The following is a 24,646-nucleotide window of genomic DNA, read 5'->3' as shown; positions in this document are numbered from 1 at the left end:
CGGGGGACCGGTGTGGCCTACGCTGGACCGGTGACGACCCCGGAAGCCGAGCCCACGCCCCAGGAACCGCATGCGGCGGTGCCCCCACCCACGGACGGCGCCGGTGGCGTGGGCGGTGCCCTTGGCGGCGCGGGCGGCGCGGGCGGTGCCGGTGGGGCGCCCCGGCCCGAGGAGCGGTTGGAGAGGGCGGTGCGCGCCGCCGAGCAGGCCCTGATCGAGTACGAGATCGCGGTCGAGACGTTCCGGGTGGAGGTGGAGAACTTCTCCCGGCTGCACCACCAGAAACTCGGCCCGATGTACGCCCGCCTCGACGAGCTGGACGCGTTGATCGCCGAGGCGGTGGCGGCGCGCTCCGGCGACCCCGAGGACCGGCGCAGGGCCGACGAGGCGCGGGCCCGGGTCCTTCCGATGCCGGGCGTCGAGGAACTGTTCCACGGCTGGATGGACGGCGAAGGCCTGTACCCCGAGGCCGCCGCGATGCTCACCGACCAGTCGGTGCGGCCCCCGCAGCGGGTGCGGCCGAGCGACGAGGCCCGCAGGCTGTACCGCGAGCTCGTCCGCAAGGCACACCCCGACCTCGCCCAGGACGAGGAGGAGCGTGCGCGCCGCGACGAGTTCATCAGCCGGGTGAACGCCGCGTACGCCCGCGGCGACGAGACGCTGCTCGGAGAGCTGCTCGGCGAGTGGGACGCGGGGCCCGCGCCCGAGGAGCAGCGGCCGACGCCCGCCGAGGAGCTGTACGCCCGCCTGGAGTGGCTCGCCCGGCGCAAGGAACTGCTCGCGGTCGTGGCCCACGACCTGGAGGAGAGCGCCATCGGCTCGATGCTCAAGCTGGCGCCCGACGACCCGGACCGGCTCCTCGACGAGATCGCCGAACAGCTCCTGGCGCAGGTCGCGGAGCGCGAGGCGGAGCTGGAGCGGGTCGGCGCGTAGGCCGACCGTCCCGGTGGCGGTGCGGCGGCCCCCGGGGAGGCGTTCGCCGGCCGACGGGCGGGCGGCGGCGGGTCCCGGCGGTCGGGTAGCGTCGGGGCCATGCATTTCGGATCTGGTGTGCCCACGGTCGGCGTCGACGCGCTCACGGACAAGGACTTCCTCCTCGACGTCCGCGAGGACGACGAGTGGCAGGCGGGCCACGCGGCGGGCGCGCTGCACATCCCGATGAGCGACTTCGTCGCCCGCATCGGCGAGCTGACCGAGGCCGCGCCGCAGGACGCCAGGGTGAACGTCATCTGCCGCTCCGGCGGCCGCTCCGCCCAGGTGACGATGTACCTCGCCCAGCAGGGCATCGACGCGGTGAACGTCGACGGCGGCATGCAGGCCTGGGAGGCAGCGGGGCGGCCCGTCGTCGACGACGGGGGCCGACCGGGCACGGTGGCCTGAGCCTGGGCGGTTGTCTGGTCCCAGCTGGTGGTCTGGCCGCGATTCCCGTTGTCTGGCGTCAGCCGGTGGCTCGGTGGGCCGGTGTCGTGACCTTGTGGGGCGGTTGGTCGGGGCACCCTGGACCGGTGGCCAATTGGCCGATGTGTGGTACCCGGTAGCGTGGGTCGGGGCGGTGGGCGGTCAGCCCAGGGGGTGCGCGGCCAGGAGGTCGCCCAGGGCCTCCTCGTGCGCCGCCGCCGGGCCGAGTGCCAGCTCCAGGTGCTTGGCCCAGGCGTGGTACCGGTGCAGGGGGTACTCGACGTCGGCGCCGAAGCCGCCGTGCAGGTGCTGCGCGGTCTGGACGACGCGGCGCACCCCGTCCGACGCCCAGATCTTGGCCACCGCCACATCCCCCGACGCGGGCAGCGGCCCGCCGTCGCCCGCGGCCCCGCGCCCCGGCTCACTCAGGCGCCAGGCGGCCTGCCACAGCGTGGCCTCCATGGCCCGCAGGTCGATGTACCGGTCCGCCGCCTGCATCGCCACCGCCTGGAACGTGGCGACCGGAAACCCGAACTGCTCCCGCTTCCCGGTGTAAGCACTCGTCATCCCCAGCACCCTCGTACCCAGGCCGAGGGCCAGCGCACATGTGCCCGTCGTCAGCAGGTCGCGCAGGTGGTCCCACGCCCCCTCCACCGCGATGACGTCCCGCGCACCGACCCGCACGGAGTCCAGCCGCAACTCCGCGAGCCGCTCCCCACTGGTCGAGAACTGCTCAGCGAAACCGAGCCCCGTACCCGTACCCGTTCCCGTATCTGCTTCCGCTTCCGCCCCTGCCCCCGCACCCGGCACCAACGCGAGGACCGCCACCCCCTCGGGCGAGGCGGCCGGAACCACGACGAAGTCGGCGTCGAACCCCCAGGGAACCCCGCTCTGCACCCCGTCGAGCACCCACCCGCCACTCCCGTCGACACCGTCACCGTCGGGGCGCGCGGTGACGGCCAGCGCGGCGTCGTCATGTCCCGTGCGGCCGTTCGTCGCCACGGTCAGGACGGTCTCACCCCGCGCGGCCGCGGGCAGCACGGCCTGCTTCAACTCCCGGCTCCCGAAGGCCTGTACGGCATACACGGCAGCGCTGCTCTCCAGCAACGGCACCCTGGCAAGCACCTTCGCCGACTCCCGCAACACCAGGCAGAGCGCGATCGGGTCAAGACCCGACCCCCCGTACTCCGGCGCCACCACCAGGCTCAACAGATCGGCACCGGCGAGCCTGCCCCACAACGCCCGGTCGAAGTCCTCGGCCACGGCCCCCGGCGTGAGCGCGGGACTGGGCACCCCGTCCGGCACGACATCGGCGAACACCGCTTTCGCCGCATCGAGCGCCGCCTGCTGCTCCTCGGTGAAACTGAAGTCCACAGCTCGTCCCTCCGCACGGCCCGGCCCTGACGGGTCGTCAAGGTAGAACAAGTTCCACTGGAAGGGAACGGCCGCGTCGAAGGAACGGCCGCCTCGGCAGGGAGCAGCCGCCTGGCGGGGAGCAGCCGCCTGGCGGGGAAACAGCCGCCTGGCGGGGGACCTCGCGGAGAGCAGTCGTCCGGCAAGGAACGGCCGCCTGGCGGGGAACGGTCGCTGGCGGGGAGCAGGCGTCCGGCAGGGAGCGGCCGCCCAGCGAGGTACTGCTGCCTGGCGAGGAGGAGTCGCCTGGCAGGGACCGGCCGCCCAGCGGGGGAGGGCCGGGTCGAGCTCGCGTATGCGCCTGGCTGCCCGGCCCGGGCCCGCTCAGCGGTCGAAGTCCAGCTCCACCCTGTCCGTCGTCGGACGCGACTGGCACGCCAGCACATAACCGGCCTCGGTCTCCTCCGGCTCCAGCGCGAAGTTCCGGTCCATCCGCACCTCGCCGGACACCTTGAACGCCCGGCACGTACCGCACACCCCGCCCTTGCACGCGAACGGCGCGTCCGCGCGGTTGCGCAACACCGTGTCCAGGAGCGACTCCCCCGCCCGCACCGGCCAGGTGCCGGAGCGCCCGTCGAGGGTGACCGTGACCGTGCTGTCCTCCGGCGCGGGGGCGACCGGCACGGCCGCGATCCCGTCGTCCACGTGGAATATCTCCTCGTGGATGCGCCGCCGCTGCACCCCGAGCCCCCGCAGCGTCCGCTCCGCGCCCTGCACGAGTCCGTACGGACCGCAGAGGAACCAGCCGTCGACCTCATCGACCGGCAGCAGCGCGGGCAGCAGCCGCCCCAGCCGCTCCTCGTCGAGCCGTCCCGAGGTGAGCCCGGCCTGCTGCTCCTCCCGGGACAGCACCGTCACCAGCTGGAAGCGGTGCGGCCAGCGGTCCTTGAGGTCGGCCACCTCGTCCAGGAACATCGTCGACGCCGCCGTGCGGTCGCTGCGTATGAGGCAGAACTCGGCCCGCGGCTCGCGCTCCAGAAGCGTCGTGACGATGGACAGCACCGGGGTGATGCCGCTGCCTCCGACCACCGCGGCATACCGTCCTGGAGCCGGGTGCAGCGTGAAGCGGCCCGCCGGGGTCATCACCTCCAGCTCGTCACCGACGACGACCTCCTTGTGCGCGTACGTGGAGAAGGCACCGCCCTCCACCACCCGCACGCCCACCCGCAACTCTCTGGGCTCACCGGCCGCCCGCGGGTCCGGCGCCGGGGAGCAGATCGAGTACGTGCGCCGGATCTCCGTGCCGTCGACGACGCGACGCAGGGCGAGGTGCTGACCCGGTGCGTGCCGGTACTCCTCGCGCAGCGCCGGGGGCACCGCGAACGTCAGCGTCACGGAGTCGTCGGTGAGCTGCTCGACCGCCGCCACGCGGAGCGGGTGGAAGCGTGCCATCACAACTCCTTGAAGTGGTCGAAGGGCTCCCGGCAGGCGACGCAGCGGCGCAACGCCTTGCACGCGGTGGACGAGAAGCGGCTGAGCAGTTCCGTCTCGGTCGAGCCGCAGTGCGGGCAGCGGACCGAGAGGGAGAGCGGGACCGGTCCGTCGGCGGCGTGCGGGCGCGGCGGGGCGATGCCGAACTCGGCCAGCTTGCGGCGGCCCTCGGCGCTGATGTCGTCCGTGGACCAGGCGGGGGAGAGCACCGTGCGCACGGTGACGTCGTCCCTGCCGTGCTCACGCAGCACCTGCTCTATGTCCGCGGACATGGCCTCTATGGCGGGGCAGCCCGTGTACGTCGGAGTGAGCTCGACGTCGACGTGGCCCGTGCCGCTGACGTGGACGGAGCGGAGCACGCCCAGCTCACCCAGGGTCAGGACGGGCAGCTCGGGGTCGGGCACGGACCCCGCGAGGGCACACAGCTCGGCTTCCAGGGCGGTGGGCGCGGCAGGCGCGGCGGGTGCGGTGAGTGCGTTGGGTGCGGTGGGTGGGGTGGTTCCGGTGGGTGGGGTGGGTGTGGGCGCGGCGGGCGCGCTGGGGGCCGGGGGTGCGGTGGGCGTCGTGGATGCGGGGGACGGGGTGGTCACCATGACACCCCCGGGTGGCTGCGGTGCAGGTGCTGCATCTCCGCGAGCATCCTGCCGAACGGCTCGGTGTGCAGGCCCTCGCGTCCGGCGCCGGCCTGCCACGCCCCGCTCTGCGGACCCTCGGGGACGGTGAGGGTCGCCTTCTCGATCACCGCCGTGATCGTGGCCGTCCACTGCTCGCGCAGGGCCTCCCAGTCGAGATCGAGGCCTGACACCGGCTGGAACAGTTCCCCGGTGAACCGCCACAGCGCGTCCAGGCCGCGCTGCATACGCTCATGGCTCTCCGCCGTGCCGTCGCCGAGGCGGATCGTCCACTGCTCGGCGTGGTCCTGGTGGTAGGCGACCTCCTTGACGGCCTTGGCTGCCAGCGGTGCCAAGGGGCTGTCCGTGCGGGCCAGCCAGTCGTACATCAGGGTCTGGTACACCGAGAAGTACAGCTGGCGGGCGATGGTGTGCGCGAAGTCGCCGTTCGGCTGCTCGACCAGCTGGACGTTGCGGAAGGCGCGCTCCTCGCGTAGATAGGCCAGCTCGTCCTCGTCACCGACCAGGGAGAGCAGCACCCGGGCCTGCCCGAGGAGGTCCAGGGCGATGTTCGCCAGGGCGACCTCTTCCTCCAGGACCGGGGCGTGCCCAGCCCACTCGCCCAGGCGGTGCGAGAGCACCAGGGCGTCGTCGCCCAGGGGGAGGGCCGCCGCCGGGGGAGCAGGGGCGGGCGAGGACGCGGCGGTGGCGGTGGCGGTCGCAGGAATGGACGCGGACGCGGGCGGGGTGGCGGTCACAGGTGCTTCACTCCCTCCGGGATGTCGTAGAACGTCGGGTGGCGGTAGGGCTTGTCGGCGGACGGGTCGAAGAAGGAGTCCTTCTCGTCCGGCGAGGACGCGGTGATCCCTGCGGAGGGGACGACCCAGATGGAGACGCCCTCGTTCCTGCGGGTGTACAGATCGCGGGCGTTGCGCAGGGCCATCTCGGCGTCCGGGGCGTGCAGGCTGCCCGCGTGGGTGTGGGACAGGCCGCGGCGCGAGCGCACGAACACTTCCCACAGCGGCCATTCGGTCGAGCTGCTCATGCGGTCGCCTCCTCGCGCTCGCGGTGCTCGGCGGTGGGGGCGGCGTGCTTGGCGGCGTGGGCGGCCGCCGCCGCACGCACCCAGGCGCCCTCATCGTGGGCCCGCCTGCGCTGGGTGATGCGCTGTTCGTTGCACGGGCCGTTCCCCTTCAGGACCGACCAGAACTCGCTCCAGTCGATGGCGCCGAAGTCGTGCTGCCCGCGCTCCTCGTTCCACTTCAGGTCCGGGTCCGGGAGGGTCAGACCGAGCGACTCGGCCTGGGGGACGCAGATGTCCACGAACCGCTGGCGCAGCTCGTCGTTCGAGTGGCGCTTGATCTTCCAGGTCATGGACTGCTCCGAGTGCGACGACTCCGCGTCCGGTGGGCCGAACATCATCAGGGACGGCCACCACCAGCGGTCCACGGCGTCCTGAGCCATCGCGTGCTGGGCCTCGGTGCCACGGCTGAGGGCGAGCAGCAGTTCGTACCCCTGGCGCTGGTGGAACGACTCCTCCTTGCAGACCCGGACCATCGCGCGGGCATAGGGGCCGTACGAACACCGGCACAGCGGGACCTGGTTGGTGATCGCCGCGCCGTCCACGAGCCAGCCGATGGCGCCCACGTCCGCCCAGGTCAGCGTTGGGTAGTTGAAGATCGAGGAGTACTTCTGGCGGCCCGAGTGCAGCTTGTCGAGCAGGTCGTCGCGGCTCGCGCCGAGCGTCTCCGCCGCGCTGTACAGATAGAGGCCGTGGCCCGCCTCGTCCTGGACCTTGGCCATCAGGATCGCCTTGCGGCGCAGCGAGGGCGCACGCGTGATCCAGTTCGCCTCCGGCTGCATGCCGATGATCTCGGAGTGGGCGTGCTGCGCGATCTGGCGCACGAGCGTCGCGCGATAGGCGTCCGGCATCCAGTCGCGCGGCTCGATGCGCTCGTCGGCCGCCACGGCCGCGTCGAACGCGGCCTCCAGCGTCATGGCGTCCGCCGCTGCCGTGCCCGCCGCCCCGGCAGCCCCTGCCGTTCCCGCCGCGCTCCCGGTGCTCGGGGCATTCCCCGCGCTCGTGGAGCCCGTGGCGCTCGCGGTGTCCACCGTGCTCGCGGGCCGTTGCGCTGTAGCCATCTCGGTCCCCCTCGACCTCGGGCGTCGTCCGACTCCCACGGACCTGGCGATCAGGCGACCTACCGACCGATCGTTCGGTTCGTATGGACTCAATGGTGCGGTGGCTCGCCTTAAGGTGTCAACCCTGTGGATAACCTCCGGGACGCCTGGGCCTGGCGGACGGGTCTGAGTACCGTTCCGGCGGCGGGGTCCGGTGCGGGGTCCGGCGGCGTGGTCCGGTGCAGAGACCGGTGCAGGGACCTGTGCATGGACCGGTGGAGGGTCGAGGAACGGGGCGAGATGGACGGGTACGACAAGGGTCCGCGCGGCGAGCCCGCCGGGCGGGCCTCCGAGCCCGCCGGGCCCACGGAGTCGGCTGGGCGTGCGGCCGAGCCCGCCGGGCCCAGACGTGCCGCCGAGCCCACCGAGCCGGCCAGGCTTGCTTCCCGTCCCACCGGGCCGGGCCAGGGGTTCGACGGGCCGACCGGGCCGAACTCGGGGCGCGAGGAGCCAACCGAGCCGGGCTCGGGGTTGGACGAGCCGACCGGGCCGGACCCCGGGCGCAAGGAGCCGACCGGTCCGGGCCCTGCGTTCGACGGGCCGACCTGGCCGGGTCCGTGGGGCGACGGGGCGACCGGTCCGAACCCCGGCCTCGACGAGTCGCCCGGGCCCGAAACCCCGACCGCGCCCCCGCCGCCCCCCGCCCCACCCCGCCCCCCATCCGGCATCGCCGCCCTCTCCCGAGGGCCGCAAGCCGTCGCCGCCCTCGTCCTGGCCGTGGTCGTCGCCGCCGTCTGCGTCCACGTCGGCATGCTGTTCCTGCACGTCGCACCGTCCAACACCGTGACGAAGGAGCACGGCCGGACGGTCGAGGACTGGATCTATCCCGAGTTCGAGCAGAACTGGAAGCTGTTCGCGCCCAACCCGCTCCAGCAGAACGTCGCGGTGGAGGTGCGTGCGCGGGTCCGTACGGCCGACGGGTCCTCCAGGACCACCCGCTGGTACAACCTGTCCGCGCAGGACGGCGCCGCCATCGACCACAACCCGCTGCCGAGCCACACCCAGCAGAACGAACTCCGTAGGGGCTGGGACTTCTTCGTCGCCACCCACGACGCGCAGAATCGTCCCACCGGCCTGCGCGGCGAATTGTCCGAGCGCTACGTCCGCCGCATCGCGCTGCTCCGCCTGGACCGGAACGAGCCGCTCGCCCACGCTGAGGCCTTCGACCAGGTGCAGGTCAGGTCCCATACCACGCCGGTGCCGCCGCCGGAGTGGAGTGACGAGAAAATCAGTACCAAGCCGGTGCAGCGCGTCCTGCCGTGGTGGTCGGTGACCCCGTCCGACCTGCCGCTCGCGGACGAGGACCGGGCGCGCAGGGACGTGGCCGCCGAGGGCAAGGACGTGGCCGCCGAGGGCAAGGGAGCCGTCCGGTGATCCGTCTCGACCCGTTCGCCCGTGCCGTGCAGCGCGTCACGGCGCACGCCTTCGGCCCGTACCAGACCGCGGTGGTCCGCATCGGCTTCGCCGCCACCTGGCTGCTGTTCCTGCTGCGCGAGCTGCCGCACCGGCATGAGCTGTACGGGCCCGAAGGGCCCTGGAGCTGGGACATGGCCCAGCGGCTCATCTCCGCCAACGACGCCTTCACCGCGCTGATGTGGTCGGACGGTCGCGTGTGGTTCGAGATCGTCTACTTCCTGGCGATACTGTCCAGCGCCCTGCTCCTGGTGGGCTGGCGCACACGCACCATGTCCGTGCTCTTCATGATCGGCGTGCTCTCGTTGCAGAACCGCAGCATCTTCATGGGCGACGGCGGCGACAACGTCATCCATCTCATGGCCATGTACCTGGTGTTCACGCGGTGCGGCCAGGTCTGGTCCCTGGACGCGCGGCGGGCGGCGCGCGCTGCCTCCCGGGGCGGGGAAAGCGATGGCGCCACCTCGCCGGACCGTGGGGAGAGCCGCGTCGCCGCCTCGCCGGGCCGCGAGGACCGGGTCGGCCCCGTGCTGTGGTGGGTCCTCGGGCTCGCGCTGTCCGTCGTGACGTTCATGGGGGAGCTCGACGGGTACTGGCCGGTGCTCTTCTGGGGGCTGTGGCTCGCGCACGGCCTGTGGTGGTTCGCCGGTCGTAGGGCTCCGGACGGGGAGCCCCGGCTGCTGCTCGACGTCGTCGCCAACCTCGCGCACAACGCCGCCGTGTTGGTGATCATGGTCGAGGCGTGCCTGATCTACGCCACGGCGGGCTGGTACAAGATCCAGGGCAGTCGCTGGCAGGACGGTACGGCCGTCTACTACCCGCTCCAGCTCGACTACTTCTCCCCCTGGCCCGCGCTCGCCGACCTGCTGGCCTCGCACGGTGTGCTGGTGATGCTGGTGACCTACGGGACGGTCGCCGTGCAGGTCGCCTTCCCGTTCACCCTGTTCAACCGGCGCGTCAAGAACGTCCTCCTGGCGGTGATGATCTTCGAGCACGCCGTCATCGCCGTCGTCCTGGGGCTGCCGTTCTTCTCGCTCGCGATGATCGCGGCCGACGCGGTCTTCCTGCCCACGCCGTTCCTGCGCCGCCTCGGCGGCCGGGTGGCACGCACGCGTGACGGCTTGCTCGCACGCGCGCCGCGACTGCCGCGCAAGTCCGCGCCGTCGCCGCTACCGAAGGAAGAAGAGCAGGCCGCAGCGGTCACCGAGCAGGCGCGCGTAGGGTTCGGAGCATGAGCGGCAGCGCGACAGCGGACAACGACAGGCCGCGGAGGGCGGCAGCGGAGGAGCGCGACGAGTTGCGCAGGACGGCAGCGGCAGGAGGGCGTGGCGGGGCGCCGGAGGCGGGCGCGGAGGACCCCGTTCGGGTCTGGCGGGCGCTCGCCGGCTCCCATGTGCTGCTCGACGGCTTCCACGCCCTGAAGCACGCCCTGCGCTTCGACGCCCGCGTCCCCGTGGCGCTGGCCGGGGACAAGGCCGCCGTCCTCGCTCTCGCCGAGGACCTGGCCCCGGACGTGACGGCCGCCCTGGACGCACTGCTGGCCGAGACCGACGACGCGACGCTGCGGGCCCTGGTGCCCCGGCTGCACCCCACCGCCGTGGCGGCCCTGGCCGTGCGCCCCTCGCGTGCCGCCAACCTCCGGACCCTGGCGCACGCGCCGAGGTCCGCGCCGGTCGTCGTCCTCGACGACCCCCGCAACCTCGGCAACGCCGGGGCGGTGATCCGGCTCGCCGCGGGCTTCGGCGCGACGGGAGTCGTCACGACGGGCACGCTCGACCCCTGGCACCCCACGGTCGTACGCGGTGGCGCGGGGCTGCACTTCGCCACGGCGGTGGAGCACATCGACGTCCCGGAACTCCCCGCGGGCCCGCTGTTCGCCCTCGACGCCGAGGGTGCGGACATCCGCGGGCTGAAGATCCCCGACGACGCCGTACTCGCGTTCGGCTCGGAGCGCAGTGGCCTCTCCGCCGCACTGCGGGCCCGCGCGGACCACCTGGTGTCGCTGCCGATGCGGCCACAGGTGTCGAGCTACAACCTCGCGACGAGTGTGGGTATGACGCTGTTCCACTGGTCGTCCGGCAGACCGCCGGGAGCCTGAGCACCCGCCTCCCCGGCGGCCTGGGACGAAGTCCGCGCCTCGAGCCGCGGACCCATGGCTGTCGGCCGGCTCACGCCTCCTTGCGGATCTCCACCACCCGGAAGCGGTTGGCGACGAACGCGGCGTCGCACAGCGCGGAGTTCGCGGCCGGGTTGCCGCCCGAGCCGTGGAAGTCGGAGAACGCCGCCGTCTGGTTCACATAGACACCGCCCGTCAGGTTCAGAGACAGCTGGGCGCTCTCCTCCAGACAGGTCTCCTCCACGGCTTCGGAGAACTCCGGCGAGGTGGTGTACGCCCCGACCGTCATCGCGCCCTTCTCGCGGACCGTGCGCCGCAGCAGCTCCACGGCGTCCGCCGCGGAGTCCACGGCGACGGCGAAGGAGACCGGACCGAAGCACTCGCTCAGATACGCCGCCTCGGCGTCCGGCTTGGCGCCGTCCAGCTTCACGATCACCGGCGTGCGCACCACGGCGTCAGGGAACTCCGCATGGGTCACCTCCCGCGAGGCGAGGGCCACCTCACCGAGCCCGGCAGCGGCCTCCAGGCGTGCGCGCACGTCCGGGTTGACCAGCGCGCCGAGGATGCCGTTCGCCCGGGCGTCGTCGCCGAGCAGGCCGTTCACCGCGCCCGCTAGGTCGGTGACCACCTCGTCGTAGGTCTTGGAGCCCGTGTCCGTCCGGATGCCCTCGCGGGGGATCAGGAGGTTCTGCGGGGTCGTGCACATCTGGCCGCTGTACAGCGACAGGGAGAAGGCCAGGTTGGACAGCATGCCCTTGTAGTCGTCGGTCGACTCGACGACGACCGTGTTGACGCCTGCCTTCTCCGTGTAGACCTGGGCCTGCCGGGCGTTGGTCTCCAGCCAGTCGCCGAAGGCCGTCGAACCTGTGTAGTCGATGATCTTGATTTCGGGGCGGACGGCCAGGGTCTTGGCGATGCCCTCACCGGGGCGCTCGACGGCCAGCGCGACCAGGTTCGGGTCGAAGCCCGCCTCGCCGAGGACCTCCCGGGCGACACGCACGGTCAGGGCGAGCGGCAGCACCGCGCGCGGATGCGGCTTGACCAGGACGGGGTTGCCGGTGGCGAGGGAGGCGAAGAAGCCGGGGTAGCCGTTCCACGTCGGGAAGGTGTTGCAGCCGATCAGGAGGGCGATGCCGCGGCCGACCGGGGTGAAGCGCTTGGTCAGGGCGAGCGGGTCGCGCTTGCCCTGGGGCTTGGTCCACTCGGCGGTGCCGGGGGTGCGGGACTGCTCCGCGTACGCATAAGCGACCGCTTCGAGGCCGCGGTCCTGGGCGTGCGGGCCGCCCGCCTGGAACGCCATCATGAAGGCCTGGCCGCTGGTGTGCATGACGGCGTGCGCGAACTCGTGCGTACGGGCGCTGATGCGGGCCAGGATCTCCAGGCAGACCATGGCGCGCACGTCGGGCCCGGCGTCGCGCCAGGCGGGCGTGCCCGCGCGCATGGCGGGCAGCAGGGCGTCCACGTCCGGGTGCGGATAGGTGATGCCCAACTCGGGTCCGTAGGGCGACACTTCCGCCCCCGTCCAGTCGTCCGTGCCCGGCTGGTCGAGGTCGAAGCGCTCGTTCAGCAGGGCTTCGAAGGCGGCTTTGCCCTCGGGGAGGCTCAGGCTGCCGTTCTCCCCATAGGCCTTGGGGTGCTCGGGGTGCGGCGACCAGTACGCGCGGGTGCGGATCGTCTCCAGCGCCTGGTCGAGGGTGGGCCGGTGCTTGTCGATCAGCTGGTGCGCGGTGAGTTCGGCGGCCATGAGGGACCAACTCCTCGTCGAGTCAGCTCTCCTTCGAGCTGGCGAGCTGGGCAGGGGCAGTGGGCGGGAACACCTGGACAGGGCTAGAGTAACCGAACGATCGGTCGGGACAAGGGGGTCCGTCGAACCTGTGGAAAACCTTCCCCGGCCACCCCCGGACCCTCGGTCCACACCCCCGTGCGGGAGGATCGCGAGCATGACAGCACTCGATCTCGCTGGCCCCGTCGCCGTGGTCGGCACCGGCACCATGGGCCAGGGCATCGCCCAGGTCGCCCTGGTGGCGGGCCACCCCGTGCGGCTGTACGACGCCGCGCCGGGCCACGCGCGCACGGCGGCCGCCGCGATCACCGCCCGCCTGGACCGCCTCGTGGAGAAGGGCCGCCTCGACGCGTCCGCACGGGACGCCGCGGCCGGACGCCTCGAAGCCGTCGACGGACTCGACGCCCTCGCCGGGTGCAAGCTGGTCGTCGAAGCCGTCATCGAGCAACTCGACGTCAAGCAACGTCTGTTCCAGGACCTCGAGGAGGTCGTGGCGGACGACTGCGTGCTGGCCACCAACACGTCGTCCCTGTCGGTGACGGCCGTCGCGGGCGCGCTGGGGCGCCCGGGCCGCTTCGTCGGACTGCACTTCTTCAACCCGGCGCCGCTGCTGCCCCTGGTGGAGGTGGTCAGCGGTCACGCCACGGACGAGGCGACGGCCACGCGCGCGTACGCCACCGCGCGGGCCTGGGGAAAGACACCGGTCCACTGCGCCGACACCCCCGGCTTCCTCGTCAACCGCGTGGCCCGGCCCTTCTACGCGGAGGCGCTGCGCGTGCACGAGGAGCGCGCCGCCGACCCCGCGACCGTAGACGCGGTCCTGCGCGAGTCCGGCGGCTTCAAGATGGGCCCCTTCGAGCTCACCGACCTCATCGGCCAGGATGTGAACGAAGCCGTCACCCGTTCGGTCTGGGAGTCGTTCTTCCAGGACCCCAAGTTCACCCCGTCCCTCGCCCAGCGGCGCCTCGTCGAGTCCCGGCGCCTCGGCCGCAAGAGCGGACAGGGCTGGTTCGCGTACGGGGACGGCGCCGAACGGCCACGGCCCCACACCGCGGGCCCCGCGGAAGCGCCGGGGTCCGTCGCCCTGCACGGTGAGCTGTTCCAGGCAGCCGGCCTGCTGCCGCTCATCGAGGGCGCCGGCGTCCGGGTGGAGCGAGGGAAGTCCGCGCACCCGGACTTCCCCGGCTGGATCGAGCTCTACGGGGGCACCCGCCTCGCCCTCGCCGACGGCTCGTCACCCGACGCCGCCGCACAGCCCACCATCCAGTTCGACCTGGCCCTCGACTACGGAGCGGCCACCCGCATCGCCCTCGCCCCCGCGGCGCGCGTGGACGAGCGCGCGCTCGGCGAGGCGGTGGGCCTCTTCCAGGCGCTCGGCAAGAAGGTCAGCGTCGTACGCGCCACCCCCGGGATGATCGTGGCCCGTACGGTCGCCATGCTCGTCGACTTCGCCCACGACGCCGTGGCCCGCGGCGTGGCGGACGCCGACGACATCGACACCGCCATGCGCCTGGGCGTCAACTACCCGCGCGGGCCGCTCTCCTGGGGCGCCGACCTCGGCCTGTACTGGGTCACGGCAGTCCTCGACCACCTGCACGACGAGTACCCCACGGGACGCTACGCCGCATCCCAGGGGCTGCGCCGCGCCGCCGCGAAGGAGGACCACGCATGAGCGCCCGGCGTGACACCTACACCCCCGACACCCTCCTCGACGTCGCCGTACGGGTCTTCAACGAGCGCGGCTACGACGGCACGTCCATGGAGCACCTCTCCAAGGCCGCCGGCATCTCCAAGTCGTCGATCTACCACCATGTGTCGGGCAAGGAGGAACTGCTGCGCCGCGCGGTGAGCCGGGCACTCGACGGGCTCTTCGGGATCCTCGCCGAGGAGCACGCGCGCGAGGGCGGCGCGGTCGGGCGCCTGGAGTACGTGACCCGGCGCACCGTCGAGGTCCTGATCGCCGAACTGCCCTATGTGACGCTGCTGCTGCGGGTGCGCGGCAACACCGACACCGAGCGGTGGGCCCTCGAGCGGCGCAGGGAGTTCGACCACGAGGTCGCCGAACTGCTCAAGGAAGCCGTCGCGGACGGCGACCTGCGCTCCGACGTCGAGCTGCGGCTGGCCACCCGGCTGCTCTTCGGAATGATCAACTCCATCGCGGAGTGGTACAAACCGGAGGCACGCAACGCCGCCAGCGGTGCCCAGGTCGCCGACGCCGTGGTGCAGCTCGCGTTCGCGGGACTGCGCACCGGCGGCTGACCCGGCCGGGAGGCCGCTGCCCGCGACCTCAGCGCTCCGCCTCCAGGTCGTCCTCCTCGAAGACCAGCAGCGTACGGGTGCTGAGTACCTCCGGGATGGACTGGATCCGGGTGAGCACCAGCTCCCGCAGCGCGCGGTTGTCCGGCGTGTGCACCAGGAGCAGTACGTCGAAGTCCCCGCTGACCAGCGCGATGTGGGAGGCCCCCGGCAGGGTCCGCAGCTGTTCGCGGACCGTGCGCCAGCCGTTCTGGACGATCTTCAGGGTGATGTAGGCGGAGGCGCCCTGACCAGCACGTTCGTGGTTGATGCGGGCGCCGAAACCGCGGATCACGCCGTCGTCGATGAGGCGATTGATGCGCGCGTAGGCATTGGCCCGGGAGACGTGCACGCGCTCGGACACGGAGCGTATCGAGGCGCGACCGTCCGTGTGCAGGATGTGAAGGATGTCGCGGTCGATGGAGTCCAGCGGGCGGAGCTGGGGCTCCGGGCGCTCACCTGCGCCGCCGTCGGCCATTCGTTCAGGTGCCATGTCCCCCCGCCTCCCTACCATGGACGTACTGCATCCATCCCAGGCTGTGGAGAACCGTTTGTCCACAGCCTGGAGGTGCCTGTAGCCAAAATGTGCCGACGACCGAACAATCGGTAGGTGAGGCGCATCACGTCGGCGCGCCTCGCTTCCGCTCCCACGAGGAGACTGCTTTTCCGAGTTCCCCCAGGAGGTGCCGTCATGACGGTCATGGAGCAGCGGGGCGCCCACCAGCCCGCCCCGCCCCCCGCATGGCAGCCGAGGACCGACCCCGCGCCGCTCCTGCCGGACGCGGAGCCGTATCGCGTCCTGGGCACCCGGGCCGCCGGAGCGGTGGACCAGGAACTGCTGCTGCGCCTCCACGGCGAGCTCGTGCGCGGCCGCCGGTACAACACGCAGGCGACGGCCCTCACGAAGCAGGGCAGGCTCGCCGTGTACCCGTCGAGCACCGGCCAGGAGGCCAGCCAGATCGCCGCGGCGTTCTCCCTGCGCGAGCAGGACTGGCTGTTCCCGAGCTATCGGGACACGCTCGCCGCGGTCGCCCGCGGCCTCGACCCCGTGGCGGCCCTCACCCTCCTGCGCGGCGACTGGCACACCGGATACGACCCGCGCGAGCACCGCACGGCCCCCCTGTGCACTCCCCTGGCCACCCAGCTGCCGCACGCCGTGGGCCTCGCGCACGCCGCGCGCCTCAAGGGCGACGACGTGGTCGCGCTCGCCCTGGTCGGCGACGGCGGCACCAGCGAGGGCGACTTCCACGAGGCCCTGAACTTCGCCGCCGTCTGGCGGGCCCCCGTCGTCTTCCTCGTACAGAACAACGGCTTCGCGATCTCCGTGCCGCTCGCCAAGCAGACGGCCGCCCCCTCCCTGGCCCACAAGGCCGTCGGGTACGGCATACCGGGCCGCCTGGTCGACGGCAACGACGCGGTCGCGGTGTACGAGGTCCTCACCGACGCGGTGCGCACCGCCCGGGAGGGCGGCGGCCCGACGCTCGTCGAGGCCGTCACGTACCGCATGGAGGCGCACACGAACGCCGACGACGCGACGCGCTACCGCGGGGACGCCGAGGTCGACGCCTGGCGCGACCACGACCCGATCGTGCTCATCGAGCGTGAACTCACCGAGCGCGGCCTGCTCGACGAGGACCGCAGGAACGCGGTGCGCGCCTCGGCGGAGGCGATGGCCGCGGACCTCAGGGAACGCATGAACGCGAAACCCGCCCTGGACCCCATGGACCTGTTCGCGCACGTGTACGCGGAGCCGACCACCCAACTGCGGGAGCAGGCGGCCCGGTTGCGGGCCGAGCTGGCGGCCGAGGACGAGGCGTACGGAGCGGGACGATGACCACAGTCGCCGTGAAACCGGCCACCATGGGGCAGGCGCTCGGACGCGCGCTGCGGGACGCGATGGCCGACGACCCCACCGTGCACGTCCTCGGTGAGGACGTCGGCACCCTCGGCGGTGTCTTCCGGGTCACCGACGGCCTCGCCGCCGAGTTCGGCGAGGCGCGCTGCACGGACACCCCGCTGGCGGAGGCGGGCATCCTGGGGACGGCCGTGGGCATGGCGATGTACGGACTGCGGCCGGTCGTGGAGATGCAGTTCGACGCGTTCGCCTACCCCGCCTTCGAGCAGCTGATCTCGCACGTGGCGCGGATGCGCAACCGCACCCGGGGCGGCCTCGCGCTGCCCCTCACCGTCCGGGTGCCCTACGGCGGCGGTATCGGCGGCGTCGAGCACCACAGCGACTCCTCCGAGGCGTACTACATGGCGACGCCGGGCCTGCACGTCGTCACCCCCGCCACCGTCGCCGACGCGTACGGCCTGCTGCGGGCGGCCATCGCCTCCGACGACCCCGTCGTCGTCCTGGAGCCGAAGCGGCTCTACTGGTCCAAGGCCGACTGGAATCCGGACGCGCCGACCGCCGTCGAGCCCATCGGCAGGGCCGTGGTGCGGCGCGCGGGCCGCAGCGCCACTCTTCTCACGTACGGCCCTTCCGTGCCTGTCTGCCTGGAGGCGGCCGAGGCGGCGCAGGCCGAGGGCTGGGACCTCGAAGTGGTCGATCTGCGCTCCCTCGTGCCCTTCGACGACGAGACGGTGGCCGCGTCCGTGCGGCGTACGGGCCGCGCCGTGGTCGTGCACGAGTCGGGCGGCTTCGGCGGCCCCGGCGGGGAGATCGCCGCGCGGGTCACGGAGCGCTGCTTCCACCACCTGGAGGCGCCGGTGCTGCGGGTCGCCGGGTTCGACATCCCCTATCCGCCGCCGATGCTGGAGCGGCACCACCTCCCGGGCGTCGACCGGATCCTGGACGCGGTGGCACGGTTGCAGTGGGAAGCGGGGAGCTGATGGCGCAGGTCCTGGAGTTCAAGCTGCCCGACCTCGGCGAGGGGCTCACGGAGGCCGAGATCACGCGCTGGCTCGTGGAGGTCGGCGACGTCGTGGAGGTCGACCAGCCCGTCGTCGAGGTCGAGACGGCCAAGGCCATGGTCGAGGTGCCGTGTCCGTACGGGGGCGTGGTGACGGCCCGCTTCGGCGCGGAGGGCACCGAACTGCCCGTGGGCGCACCGCTCCTCACGGTCGCCGTGGGCGCCCCCGCGGCAGGCCTGGGCACCGGCGCCCCTGCCGTGGACCGGGCCTCCGGCGGTCCTGCGTCCCGTGGCGACGGCGGTGCGGCGGCCGGGGACGACGCATCGGGGAACGTCCTCGTCGGGTACGGCACGACGGCACCGCCGGCGCGGAGGCGCAGGGTGCGGCCACCGGAGGTTTCCGGAGGGAGCGCGGGGGGTGGTGCCGGGGCCGCGGGCCGGGGGGCTGACGGTGCGGGTTCGCCGTCCGGCGTAAGCTCCCCGTCCGGTCCGGGCTCGCGGGCGGGGGGCGTGGCTTCGGGGGAGAGGGGCACCTCCGGGTCCGCCCTCCTGGGAAGCGGGGGTTCCGGGGCCGGGGTCACGCACGCGCGAGGCGAGGCCGCTCCCGCGCGAGGCGACGCGGCTCCCGCGCGGAATGACGGCCCCGTCCCCGTGATCTCCCCGCTCGTCCGCAAACTGGCGCGGGAGCACGGCGTGGACCTGCGGCAGCTCGTCGGCTCCGGTCCCGACGGGCTGATCCTGCGGGCCGACGTGGAGGACGCCGTGCGGGCCGCCGCGACCCTCGTCGCGTCGATCACGGGCCCGGCGGCCGCGGCGCCTCCCGCGACCACTGGCACGCAGGGTCCGGTGCCGGGCATCGGGGTCACCTTCGGAGCAGGCGGAGCGGGTACGACACCGGCCGGCGCGGCGTCCGGCACGGAAGCGGACGGTACGACCGGCACGGGGGTCGCGCGGATCCCGTTGCGCGGTGTACGCGGCGCCGTCGCCGACAAGCTGGCGCGCAGCCGCCGTGAGATACCGGACGCGACGTGCTGGGTCGACGCCGACGCGACGGAACTGCTGCACGCCCGCGCGGTGATGAACGCGGCAGGCGGGCCGAAGGTCTCGCTGCTCGCGCTCCTCGCCCGAGTCTGCACGGCGGCCCTCGCCCGCCACCCGGAGCTCAACTCCAGGGTCGACATGGACGCGCGGGAGGTCCTCCAGCTCGACGAGGTGCACCTCGGCTTCGCCGCGCAGACCGAGCGGGGGCTCGTCGTGCCGGTCGTGAGGGGCGCGCACGACCGCGACACGGAGTCGCTGAGCGCCGAGCTGACGCGCCTCGCGGAGGCCGCCCGCACGGGAACGCTGACGCCGGGGGAACTCACGGGATCCACGTTCACGTTGAACAACTACGGCGTGTTCGGGGTCGACGGGTCCACACCGATCATCAACCACCCCGAGGCGGCCATGCTTGGCGTCGGCCGCATCGTGCCCAAGCCGTGGGTGCACCAGGGTGAGCTGGCGGTGCGTCAAGTGGTGCAGTTGTCGCTCACCTTCGACCACCGGGTGTGTGACGGTGGTACGGCGGGCGGTTTTCTGCGCTTCGTCGCGGACTGTGTGGAGCATCCTGCGGTGCTGTTGCGGTCGGTGTGACGAGGACACCCCCGCGGGGGTGGCATTGATCGTGGCTGTGTCCATACTCGTGGGGTGAACTCACGCACGGCTCCCGACGCCGCCCCCTTCGACGCCGTCGTGCTGGCCGGAGGTCGGGCCGCGCGGCTCGGCGGCGCGGACAAGCCGGGCCTGCGGGTAGGTGGGCGCGCCCTGCTCGACCGGGTGCTCGCCGCGTGCGCGGGCGCGGGGACCACTGTCGTCGTGGCGGCGCCCCGGCCGACGCCGCGGCCCGTGGTGTGGGCGCGCGAGATCCCTGCGGGCGGCGGGCCGCTGGCCGCGCTCGACGCCGGGCTCCGCCGTACGAACGCCGAGCTGGTCGTGGTGCTCTCGGCCGACCTGCCGTTCCTGCGGGAGCGGACCGTCCACCGTCTGATCGCCGCCCTGTCCGTGGCGGACGGCCAGGACGAGGGAGACGGCCACGACGGCATCCACGACGACGCGAGAGGGGTGCGGCGCGCGGGCGGCGCGGGGCTTGGCATCGGCACGGGTGCCGCCGACGGCGCGATGCTGACCGACCCCGACGGCCGGGACCAGCCTCTCGTGGCGGTCTACCGGACAGCGGCACTCCGTGAGGCTCTTCGAGGGCTCGCCGATCCTGCCCATAGAGGGCTTGCCACGAACGACGGCGACGGCGCGGGGGCGGGGCCCGGTACGTCCGGGCACGGAGAAGTGCGGCACGGACTCGCCGGGATGCCGTTGCGGCGCCTCGTCGCCCGGCTCGAGATGGTGCGCGTCGCCGATCCCCTCGCCGCGTTCGACTGCGACACCTGGGACGACATCGCGGCGGCCCGCACGCGGATCAGGGAGCATGGGCACGTGTTGGATGAATGGATTACCGCAGTCAAGGACGAACTGGGCATCGAGCTCGACGTCGACACCGGCATCCTGCTGGACCTCGCCCGCGACGCGGCGCACGGCGTGGCCAGGCCGGCCGCGCCCCTGACCACCTTCCTGGTCGGGTACGCGGCAGCGCAGGCCGGGGCGGGCGGCGGCGGTCCGCAGGCCGTGGCGGACGCCGCGCGCAAGGCGGCCGTGCTGGCCGCGCGGTGGGCCGAGGAGGAGGCGGCGAACGGGACGAGTGCGACGCCGAAGCCCGACGCCCCCACGTCCTCGGCCCCCAGCGCCGCTGCCCCCTCCTCGGCCCCCTCCGGGTCCACCGGGTCCACCGGGTCCACCGGGTCCACCGAGCCTGCCGGGGCTACGGGGCCCTCCGGGGCTGCTGGGCCCTCCGGGGCTACGGGGCCCTCCGCGCCCTCCGGGGCAGCTGAGCCCTTCGCGCCCTCCGGGGCTTCCGGTTCCTCCGAGGCTTCCGGTTCCTCCGGGGCCCCCGGTTCCTCCGGGACTGCCGAGCCCCCAGGGCCCGCTGGAACCACCGGGCCTGCCGGGTCCGCCGACCCCTCCAGCGTTACGGGACCCGCCGAACCCGCCGTACCCTCCAGCCCCTCCCACACCCAGCCAGGCACCCCATGAGCGGCAGCGCGGCCGACGCCGAGCTCGATGAGGCGTTGGCCCTGGTGAACGAAGACCGGAACCGGGCCGGGAAGGGCGCCGTGCGTCCCGAGCGCGCGGCTGCCGCCAGCGCGGGTGCAGGCAATGCCGCTGGTACCGGCAGCGGCACGGGTACGAATACCGGCAGCGGCGCGAGCACGGGAACCGGCAGTGGCGCCGGTACGGGCTGCGGCGCCGGTACAGGTGACGGCACCGTCAGGGACGGCGATGGCACCGGCACCGGCCTCGCCACCCCCGGAGCAACGGCTCCCCCGCAGACCCCCGCCGCCCCCGCCGCACACACCGAGCCCCACCACGAGCCCACCTACAAGACCAGCCACGAGCCCCACCACAAGACCAGCCACAAGACCAACCCGGCCTCCCCTCCCCCGCACAGCCCCGAGTCCCCCGAGCACACCGCCCGCTCCCGCTCCACCCGATGGACCGAAGCCCGTGCCATCGCGCGCCGCGCCGGTGTCGTTGCCGCAAGGGCCGCGGTCCCGCCGGAGGCGAAGGCGACCCCGCTCCCCAGCACCCTCGGCCGCACCCTCGCGACCCCCCTGACCGCGCTCACCGACCTGCCCTCCTTCGACACCTCGGCGATGGACGGATGGGCCGTGGCGGGCCCGGGGCCATGGACCTTGCTGTCCGGTACCGACAGCCGCACGACCAACCGCACCGACACCCGCACGGACGCTCACCCCGACACCCGCACGGCCAACCGCACCGACCCCCGCCCGCCCGGAATCCTCGCCGGACAGGACACCCCCGACCCCCTCGGCGACGGCGAGGCGGTGCCGATCGCGACCGGGGCGCGCATCCCGCGGGACACCACGGCCGTGATCCGCAGCGAGCACGGCCACGTCGACGACAAGAACCATCTGCACGCACGGCGCGAGGTCGTCCCCGGGCAGGACATCCGGCCGCGCGGCCAGGAGTGCCGGGCCGGTGACCAACTCCTGCCGCCCGGCTCCCAGGTGACCCCGGCGGTGCTGGGGCTCGCGGCGGCCGCCGGGTACGACGCGCTGTACGTCACCGCACGGCCGCGTGTGGAAGTCCTGGTCCTCGGGGACGAGTTGTTGACCTCGGGTCTGCCTCAGGAGGGCCGCATCCGGGACGCCCTCGGGCCGATGCTCCCGCCGTGGCTGCGGGCGCTCGGCGCGGAGGTGACCGCGGTCCGTCGCCTCGGTGACGACGCCGAAGCACTCCATGAAGCCCTCGCCACGGCCACGGCCGATGTCGTCGTGACGACCGGGGGCACCGCGTCCGGGCCCGTCGACCACGTCCACCCCACGCTCCGCCGCCTGCGCGCCGAGCTGCTCGTCGACGGTGTCGCCGTGCGGCCGGGCCACCCCATGCTGCTCGCCCGGCTGCCCACCATGGCAGGCGACAGCCGGATGCGGCACCTCGTGGGCCTGCCCGGCAACCCGCTAGCCGCCGTCTCCGGCCTGCTGACACTGGCCGAGCCCCTGCTGCGCGGGCTCGGGGGCCGCCCGACCGCGGAGCCGTACACCGCTCCCGTACGGGACGACGTACCCGGCCATCCGCACGACACGCGGCTGGTCCCGGTCGCCCTGCGGGGGGAGTACGCCGTGCCGCTGCACTACAACGGCCCCGCGATGCTGCGGAGCATCGCGGTCGCCGACGGGCTCGCGGTGATCCCCCCGCGGGGCGCGGGCCGTCAGCAGGAGCTGGAGCTTCTCGATCTGCCCTGGACGGAACCGGGCGCAATGCAAGGAGAGGTGAGCGCCCCCGGCGCCGACGGCGAGGTGTGTTTCACGTGAAACTTTCCGGCCATGACGCCATCGCGCGCCAAGCCGACGAACACTTGGTGACACACCGGGTGAAACTGCCCAGGCGGGTGGTGGAGCGGCCGCTGCTCCAGGTCGGCAAGCGTCTGCTGATGGCGCTGTTCGTGCTCGTCCTGACGATCTTCATCGTGTGGATCGACCGGGACGGCTACCACGACAACGCGAACGACACGGTCGACCTGCTCGACGCGTCGTACTACGCCACCGTGACCCTCTCCACGACCGGTTACGGCGATATCGTGCCGCACAGCGACAGTGCGCGGCTCGTCAACATCCTGCTGATCACGCCGTTGCGCGTGCTCTTCCTGATCATCCTCGTCGGCACCACCCTCGAAGTGCTGACCGAACGCACCCGTGAGGAATGGCGGCTTTCCCGCTGGAGGTCCAACTTGCGTGAGCACACCGTCGTCGTCGGATTCGGCACCAAGGGCCGGTCGGCGGTGCAGACCTTGCAGGCGACCGGGCTGAAACCCGAGCAGATCGTGATCGTCGACCCCAGTTCGAAGGTGGTGGACGCGGCCACCGCCGAGGGGTTCGCCGGGGTCGTCGGTGACGCAACCCGTAGCGACGTCCTGCTCCGGGCCGAGTTGCAGCGGGCCCGGCAGGTCATCATCGCGACCCAGCGCGACGACACGGCCGTCCTTGTCGCGCTGACCGCGCGCCAGCTCAACCGGGGGGCGAAGATCGTGGCGGCGGTGCGCGAGGAGGAGAACGCGCCGCTGCTGCGCCAGTCGGGTGCCGACGCCGTCATCACCAGTGCCAGCGCGGCGGGCCGGTTGCTCGGCCTCTCGGTGCTCAGCCCGAGTGCGGGCCTGGTGATGGAGGACCTGATCCAGCAGGGCAGCGGGCTCGACCTCGTCGAGCGGCCGGTGATAAAGGCCGAGGTGGGCAAGGGGGTGCGGGAGACTGCCGACCTCATCGTCAGTGTCGTACGGGGCCATCGGGTGCTCGGGTACGACGACCCGGCCATCGGCAAGCTCCAGCTGACGGACCGCCTGATCACCATCGTGCGGGCCTCCCCGCACCCGGCGCCGACACCGGCCACAGGCGGCATGGACCCGAGGCGCTCACCCCGCCCCTGACCGAGCGACCGCCCCCGCCCCGCCCGGGACAGCCCGCGTGGCCCCTCAGCAGGTCGGAACGGGACGCCCCGGAGTAGCCTCGCCCGCATGTATGCGATCACGATTCCCGAACCCGGCGGGCCCGAGGCGCTTCAGTGGGCCGAGGTCCCCGATCCCGTACCCGGTGAGGGCGAGGTCCTCATCGATGTCGTCGCCAGTGCCGTGAACCGTGCCGACCTGCTCCAACGGCAGGGGTTCTACGAGCCGCCGCCCGGCTCGTCGCCCTACCCCGGCCTGGAGTGCTCGGGCCGCATCGCCGCGCTCGGCCCTGGCGTGGGGGGTTGGTCGGTCGGCGACGAGGTGTGCGCGCTGCTCGGGGGCGGCGGCTACGCGGAGCAGGTCGTCGTTCCCGCCGGGCAGATCCTGCCGGTGCCGGATGGCGTCGACCTCGTCACGGCGGCTGCGCTGCCCGAGGTCACGTCCACGGTGTGGTCGAACGTGTTCATGATCGCCCATCTGCGTCCCGGCGAGACCTTCCTGGCGCACGGCGGAGCGAGCGGCATCGGCACCATGGCGATCCAGCTCGCGAAGGCGGTCGGCGCCAAGGTGGCGGTGACGGCCGGCGGCAAGGAGAAGCTGGACTTCTGCCGGCAGCTCGGCGCCGACGTGCTCATCGACTACCGCGAGCAGGACTTCGTCGAGGAGGTCGAGCGGGCCACCGACGGGGCCGGTGCGGACGTCATCCTGGACATCATGGGCGCCAAGTACCTGGACCGGAACGTGCGCGCCCTCGCCGTCAACGGGCGCCTCGCCATCATCGGCATGCAGGGCGGCGCGAAGGCCGAGCTGAACATCGCGGCGCTGCTCAGGAAGCGCGCCGCCGTCACCGCGACTTCGCTGCGCGGCCGCCCCGTCGCCGAGAAGTCGTCGATCGTCGCGGCGGTACGGGAACACGTCTGGCCCCTCATCGGCGCGGGCCAGGTCCGCCCGGTGGTCGACCGCACCCTGCCGATGCGTGATGCGGGCGCCGCCCACCGCGTCCTCGAGGAGAGCGGCCACATCGGCAAGGTCCTCCTGGTCAGGTCCTGACCAGCCCCTGACCAGCCCCTGACCAGGTCCTGATCAGCCCCTGACCAG

At 73.1% G+C, this 24,646-nt stretch carries 21 protein-coding genes and 1 pseudogene; 14 read left to right on the top strand and 8 right to left on the bottom strand.

Features of this window, described 5'->3' with window-relative positions; genetic code table 11:
- Positions 1 to 30: 30 nt before the first annotated feature.
- Positions 31 to 933, top strand: coding sequence for a hypothetical protein (locus ACH4DX_RS27700; protein WP_398157162.1), 903 nt, complete (start codon positions 31 to 33; stop codon positions 931 to 933).
- 99 nt (positions 934 to 1,032) lie between these two features.
- A complete protein-coding gene (locus ACH4DX_RS27695) occupies positions 1,033 to 1,380 on the top strand; it encodes a rhodanese-like domain-containing protein (RefSeq protein WP_398157161.1) in 348 nt (115 codons plus the stop codon).
- 180 nt (positions 1,381 to 1,560) lie between these two features.
- Here ACH4DX_RS27695 and ACH4DX_RS27690 read toward each other — a convergent pair whose 3' ends face one another.
- The 6 genes from ACH4DX_RS27690 to paaA form a co-directional block, all read right to left on the bottom strand.
- Positions 1,561 to 2,772, bottom strand: a complete 1,212-nt coding sequence (locus ACH4DX_RS27690; RefSeq protein ID WP_398157160.1) for an acyl-CoA dehydrogenase family protein — start codon at positions 2,770 to 2,772, stop codon at positions 1,561 to 1,563.
- Positions 2,773 to 3,135: 363 nt separating this feature from the next.
- Positions 3,136 to 4,203 carry a 1,2-phenylacetyl-CoA epoxidase subunit PaaE gene (gene paaE / locus ACH4DX_RS27685; RefSeq protein WP_398157159.1) on the bottom strand — a complete coding sequence of 356 codons (1,068 nt, stop codon included), beginning with the start codon at positions 4,201 to 4,203 and terminating at the stop codon, positions 3,136 to 3,138.
- On the bottom strand, positions 4,203 to 4,679 hold the full coding sequence (gene paaD, locus ACH4DX_RS27680; RefSeq protein ID WP_398157279.1) for a 1,2-phenylacetyl-CoA epoxidase subunit PaaD: 477 nt from the start codon (positions 4,677 to 4,679) through the stop codon (positions 4,203 to 4,205). Before paaD ends, paaE begins: the two co-directional genes overlap by 1 nt.
- A gap of 149 nt (positions 4,680 to 4,828) precedes the next feature.
- Complete coding sequence (gene paaC, locus ACH4DX_RS27675) at positions 4,829 to 5,611, bottom strand: 1,2-phenylacetyl-CoA epoxidase subunit PaaC (protein ID WP_398157158.1); 783 nt, start codon at positions 5,609 to 5,611, stop codon at positions 4,829 to 4,831.
- Positions 5,608 to 5,898, bottom strand: a complete 291-nt coding sequence (gene paaB, locus ACH4DX_RS27670; RefSeq protein ID WP_398119600.1) for a 1,2-phenylacetyl-CoA epoxidase subunit PaaB — start codon at positions 5,896 to 5,898, stop codon at positions 5,608 to 5,610. The genes paaC and paaB overlap by 4 nt, the downstream gene beginning before the upstream one ends.
- Entirely contained in the window at positions 5,895 to 6,851 is a 957-nt protein-coding gene (gene paaA, locus ACH4DX_RS27665) for a 1,2-phenylacetyl-CoA epoxidase subunit PaaA (protein ID WP_398120040.1), read from the bottom strand. The genes paaB and paaA overlap by 4 nt, the downstream gene beginning before the upstream one ends.
- Positions 6,852 to 7,241: 390 nt before the next feature.
- On the opposite strand from paaA, the gene ACH4DX_RS27660 reads away from it, so the two are divergent.
- From ACH4DX_RS27660 to ACH4DX_RS27650, 3 genes are read left to right on the top strand one after another with little or no spacing between them, the layout of a single operon-like run.
- On the top strand, positions 7,242 to 8,408 hold the full coding sequence (locus ACH4DX_RS27660) for a DUF5819 family protein (protein WP_398157157.1): 1,167 nt from the start codon (positions 7,242 to 7,244) through the stop codon (positions 8,406 to 8,408).
- Positions 8,408 to 9,682 carry an HTTM domain-containing protein gene (locus ACH4DX_RS27655; RefSeq protein ID WP_398157278.1) on the top strand — a complete coding sequence of 425 codons (1,275 nt, stop codon included), beginning with the start codon at positions 8,408 to 8,410 and terminating at the stop codon, positions 9,680 to 9,682. Before ACH4DX_RS27660 ends, ACH4DX_RS27655 begins: the two co-directional genes overlap by 1 nt.
- Positions 9,679 to 10,545: a TrmH family RNA methyltransferase gene (locus tag ACH4DX_RS27650; protein ID WP_398157156.1), complete on the top strand. Its 867-nt coding sequence runs from the start codon at positions 9,679 to 9,681 to the stop codon at positions 10,543 to 10,545. The genes ACH4DX_RS27655 and ACH4DX_RS27650 overlap by 4 nt, the downstream gene beginning before the upstream one ends.
- Before the next feature lie 70 nt (positions 10,546 to 10,615).
- Here the strand turns inward: ACH4DX_RS27650 and paaN are convergent, their stop codons facing one another.
- Positions 10,616 to 12,307 carry a phenylacetic acid degradation protein PaaN gene (gene paaN, locus ACH4DX_RS27645; protein WP_398157155.1) on the bottom strand — a complete coding sequence of 564 codons (1,692 nt, stop codon included), beginning with the start codon at positions 12,305 to 12,307 and terminating at the stop codon, positions 10,616 to 10,618.
- A 196-nt stretch (positions 12,308 to 12,503) separates the two neighbouring features.
- Between paaN and ACH4DX_RS27640 the strand changes: the two genes are divergently transcribed.
- Both ACH4DX_RS27640 and ACH4DX_RS27635 read left to right on the top strand, forming a co-directional pair.
- Entirely contained in the window at positions 12,504 to 14,018 is a 1,515-nt protein-coding gene (locus tag ACH4DX_RS27640) for a 3-hydroxyacyl-CoA dehydrogenase (protein WP_398119608.1), read from the top strand.
- Positions 14,015 to 14,605, top strand: a complete 591-nt coding sequence (locus ACH4DX_RS27635; RefSeq protein WP_398119610.1) for a TetR/AcrR family transcriptional regulator — start codon at positions 14,015 to 14,017, stop codon at positions 14,603 to 14,605. The genes ACH4DX_RS27640 and ACH4DX_RS27635 overlap by 4 nt, the downstream gene beginning before the upstream one ends.
- A 28-nt stretch (positions 14,606 to 14,633) precedes the next feature.
- Here ACH4DX_RS27635 and ACH4DX_RS27630 read toward each other — a convergent pair whose 3' ends face one another.
- Positions 14,634 to 15,134 carry an Lrp/AsnC family transcriptional regulator gene (locus tag ACH4DX_RS27630; protein WP_398119612.1) on the bottom strand — a complete coding sequence of 167 codons (501 nt, stop codon included), beginning with the start codon at positions 15,132 to 15,134 and terminating at the stop codon, positions 14,634 to 14,636.
- Positions 15,135 to 15,332: 198 nt separating this feature from the next.
- Here ACH4DX_RS27630 and pdhA point away from each other — a divergent pair, with 198 nt between their 5' ends.
- The 7 genes and pseudogenes from pdhA (at position 15,333) to ACH4DX_RS27595 (ending at position 24,598) form a co-directional block, all read left to right on the top strand.
- Entirely contained in the window at positions 15,333 to 16,475 is a 1,143-nt protein-coding gene (gene pdhA / locus ACH4DX_RS27625; RefSeq protein WP_398157154.1) for a pyruvate dehydrogenase (acetyl-transferring) E1 component subunit alpha, read from the top strand.
- Complete coding sequence (locus tag ACH4DX_RS27620; protein ID WP_398157153.1) at positions 16,472 to 17,476, top strand: alpha-ketoacid dehydrogenase subunit beta; 1,005 nt, start codon at positions 16,472 to 16,474, stop codon at positions 17,474 to 17,476. Before pdhA ends, ACH4DX_RS27620 begins: the two co-directional genes overlap by 4 nt.
- Positions 17,476 to 19,128 (top strand): dihydrolipoamide acetyltransferase family protein, encoded by a 1,653-nt coding sequence (locus tag ACH4DX_RS27615; RefSeq protein WP_398157277.1) that lies wholly within the window; start codon positions 17,476 to 17,478, stop codon positions 19,126 to 19,128. The genes ACH4DX_RS27620 and ACH4DX_RS27615 overlap by 1 nt, the downstream gene beginning before the upstream one ends.
- 54 nt (positions 19,129 to 19,182) lie before the next feature.
- A pseudogene (locus ACH4DX_RS27610) lies at positions 19,183 to 20,274 on the top strand (DUF6457 domain-containing protein); the annotation flags it as partial.
- Positions 20,275 to 20,615: 341 nt separating this feature from the next.
- Positions 20,616 to 22,421: a molybdopterin molybdotransferase MoeA gene (locus ACH4DX_RS27605; RefSeq protein WP_398157152.1), complete on the top strand. Its 1,806-nt coding sequence runs from the start codon at positions 20,616 to 20,618 to the stop codon at positions 22,419 to 22,421.
- Positions 22,418 to 23,530 carry a potassium channel family protein gene (locus ACH4DX_RS27600; protein ID WP_398119619.1) on the top strand — a complete coding sequence of 371 codons (1,113 nt, stop codon included), beginning with the start codon at positions 22,418 to 22,420 and terminating at the stop codon, positions 23,528 to 23,530. Before ACH4DX_RS27605 ends, ACH4DX_RS27600 begins: the two co-directional genes overlap by 4 nt.
- A gap of 87 nt (positions 23,531 to 23,617) precedes the next feature.
- Entirely contained in the window at positions 23,618 to 24,598 is a 981-nt protein-coding gene (locus ACH4DX_RS27595) for an NAD(P)H-quinone oxidoreductase (RefSeq protein ID WP_398119621.1), read from the top strand.
- Positions 24,599 to 24,646: the final 48 nt, after the last annotated feature.

It is taken from the genome of Streptomyces sp. NPDC017940, assembly GCF_044328435.1.
Lineage (GTDB): Bacteria > Actinomycetota > Actinomycetes > Streptomycetales > Streptomycetaceae > Streptomyces.
The sequence above is the reverse complement of the archived record's forward strand: the minus strand, read 5'-3'. Positions and strand labels throughout refer to the sequence as shown.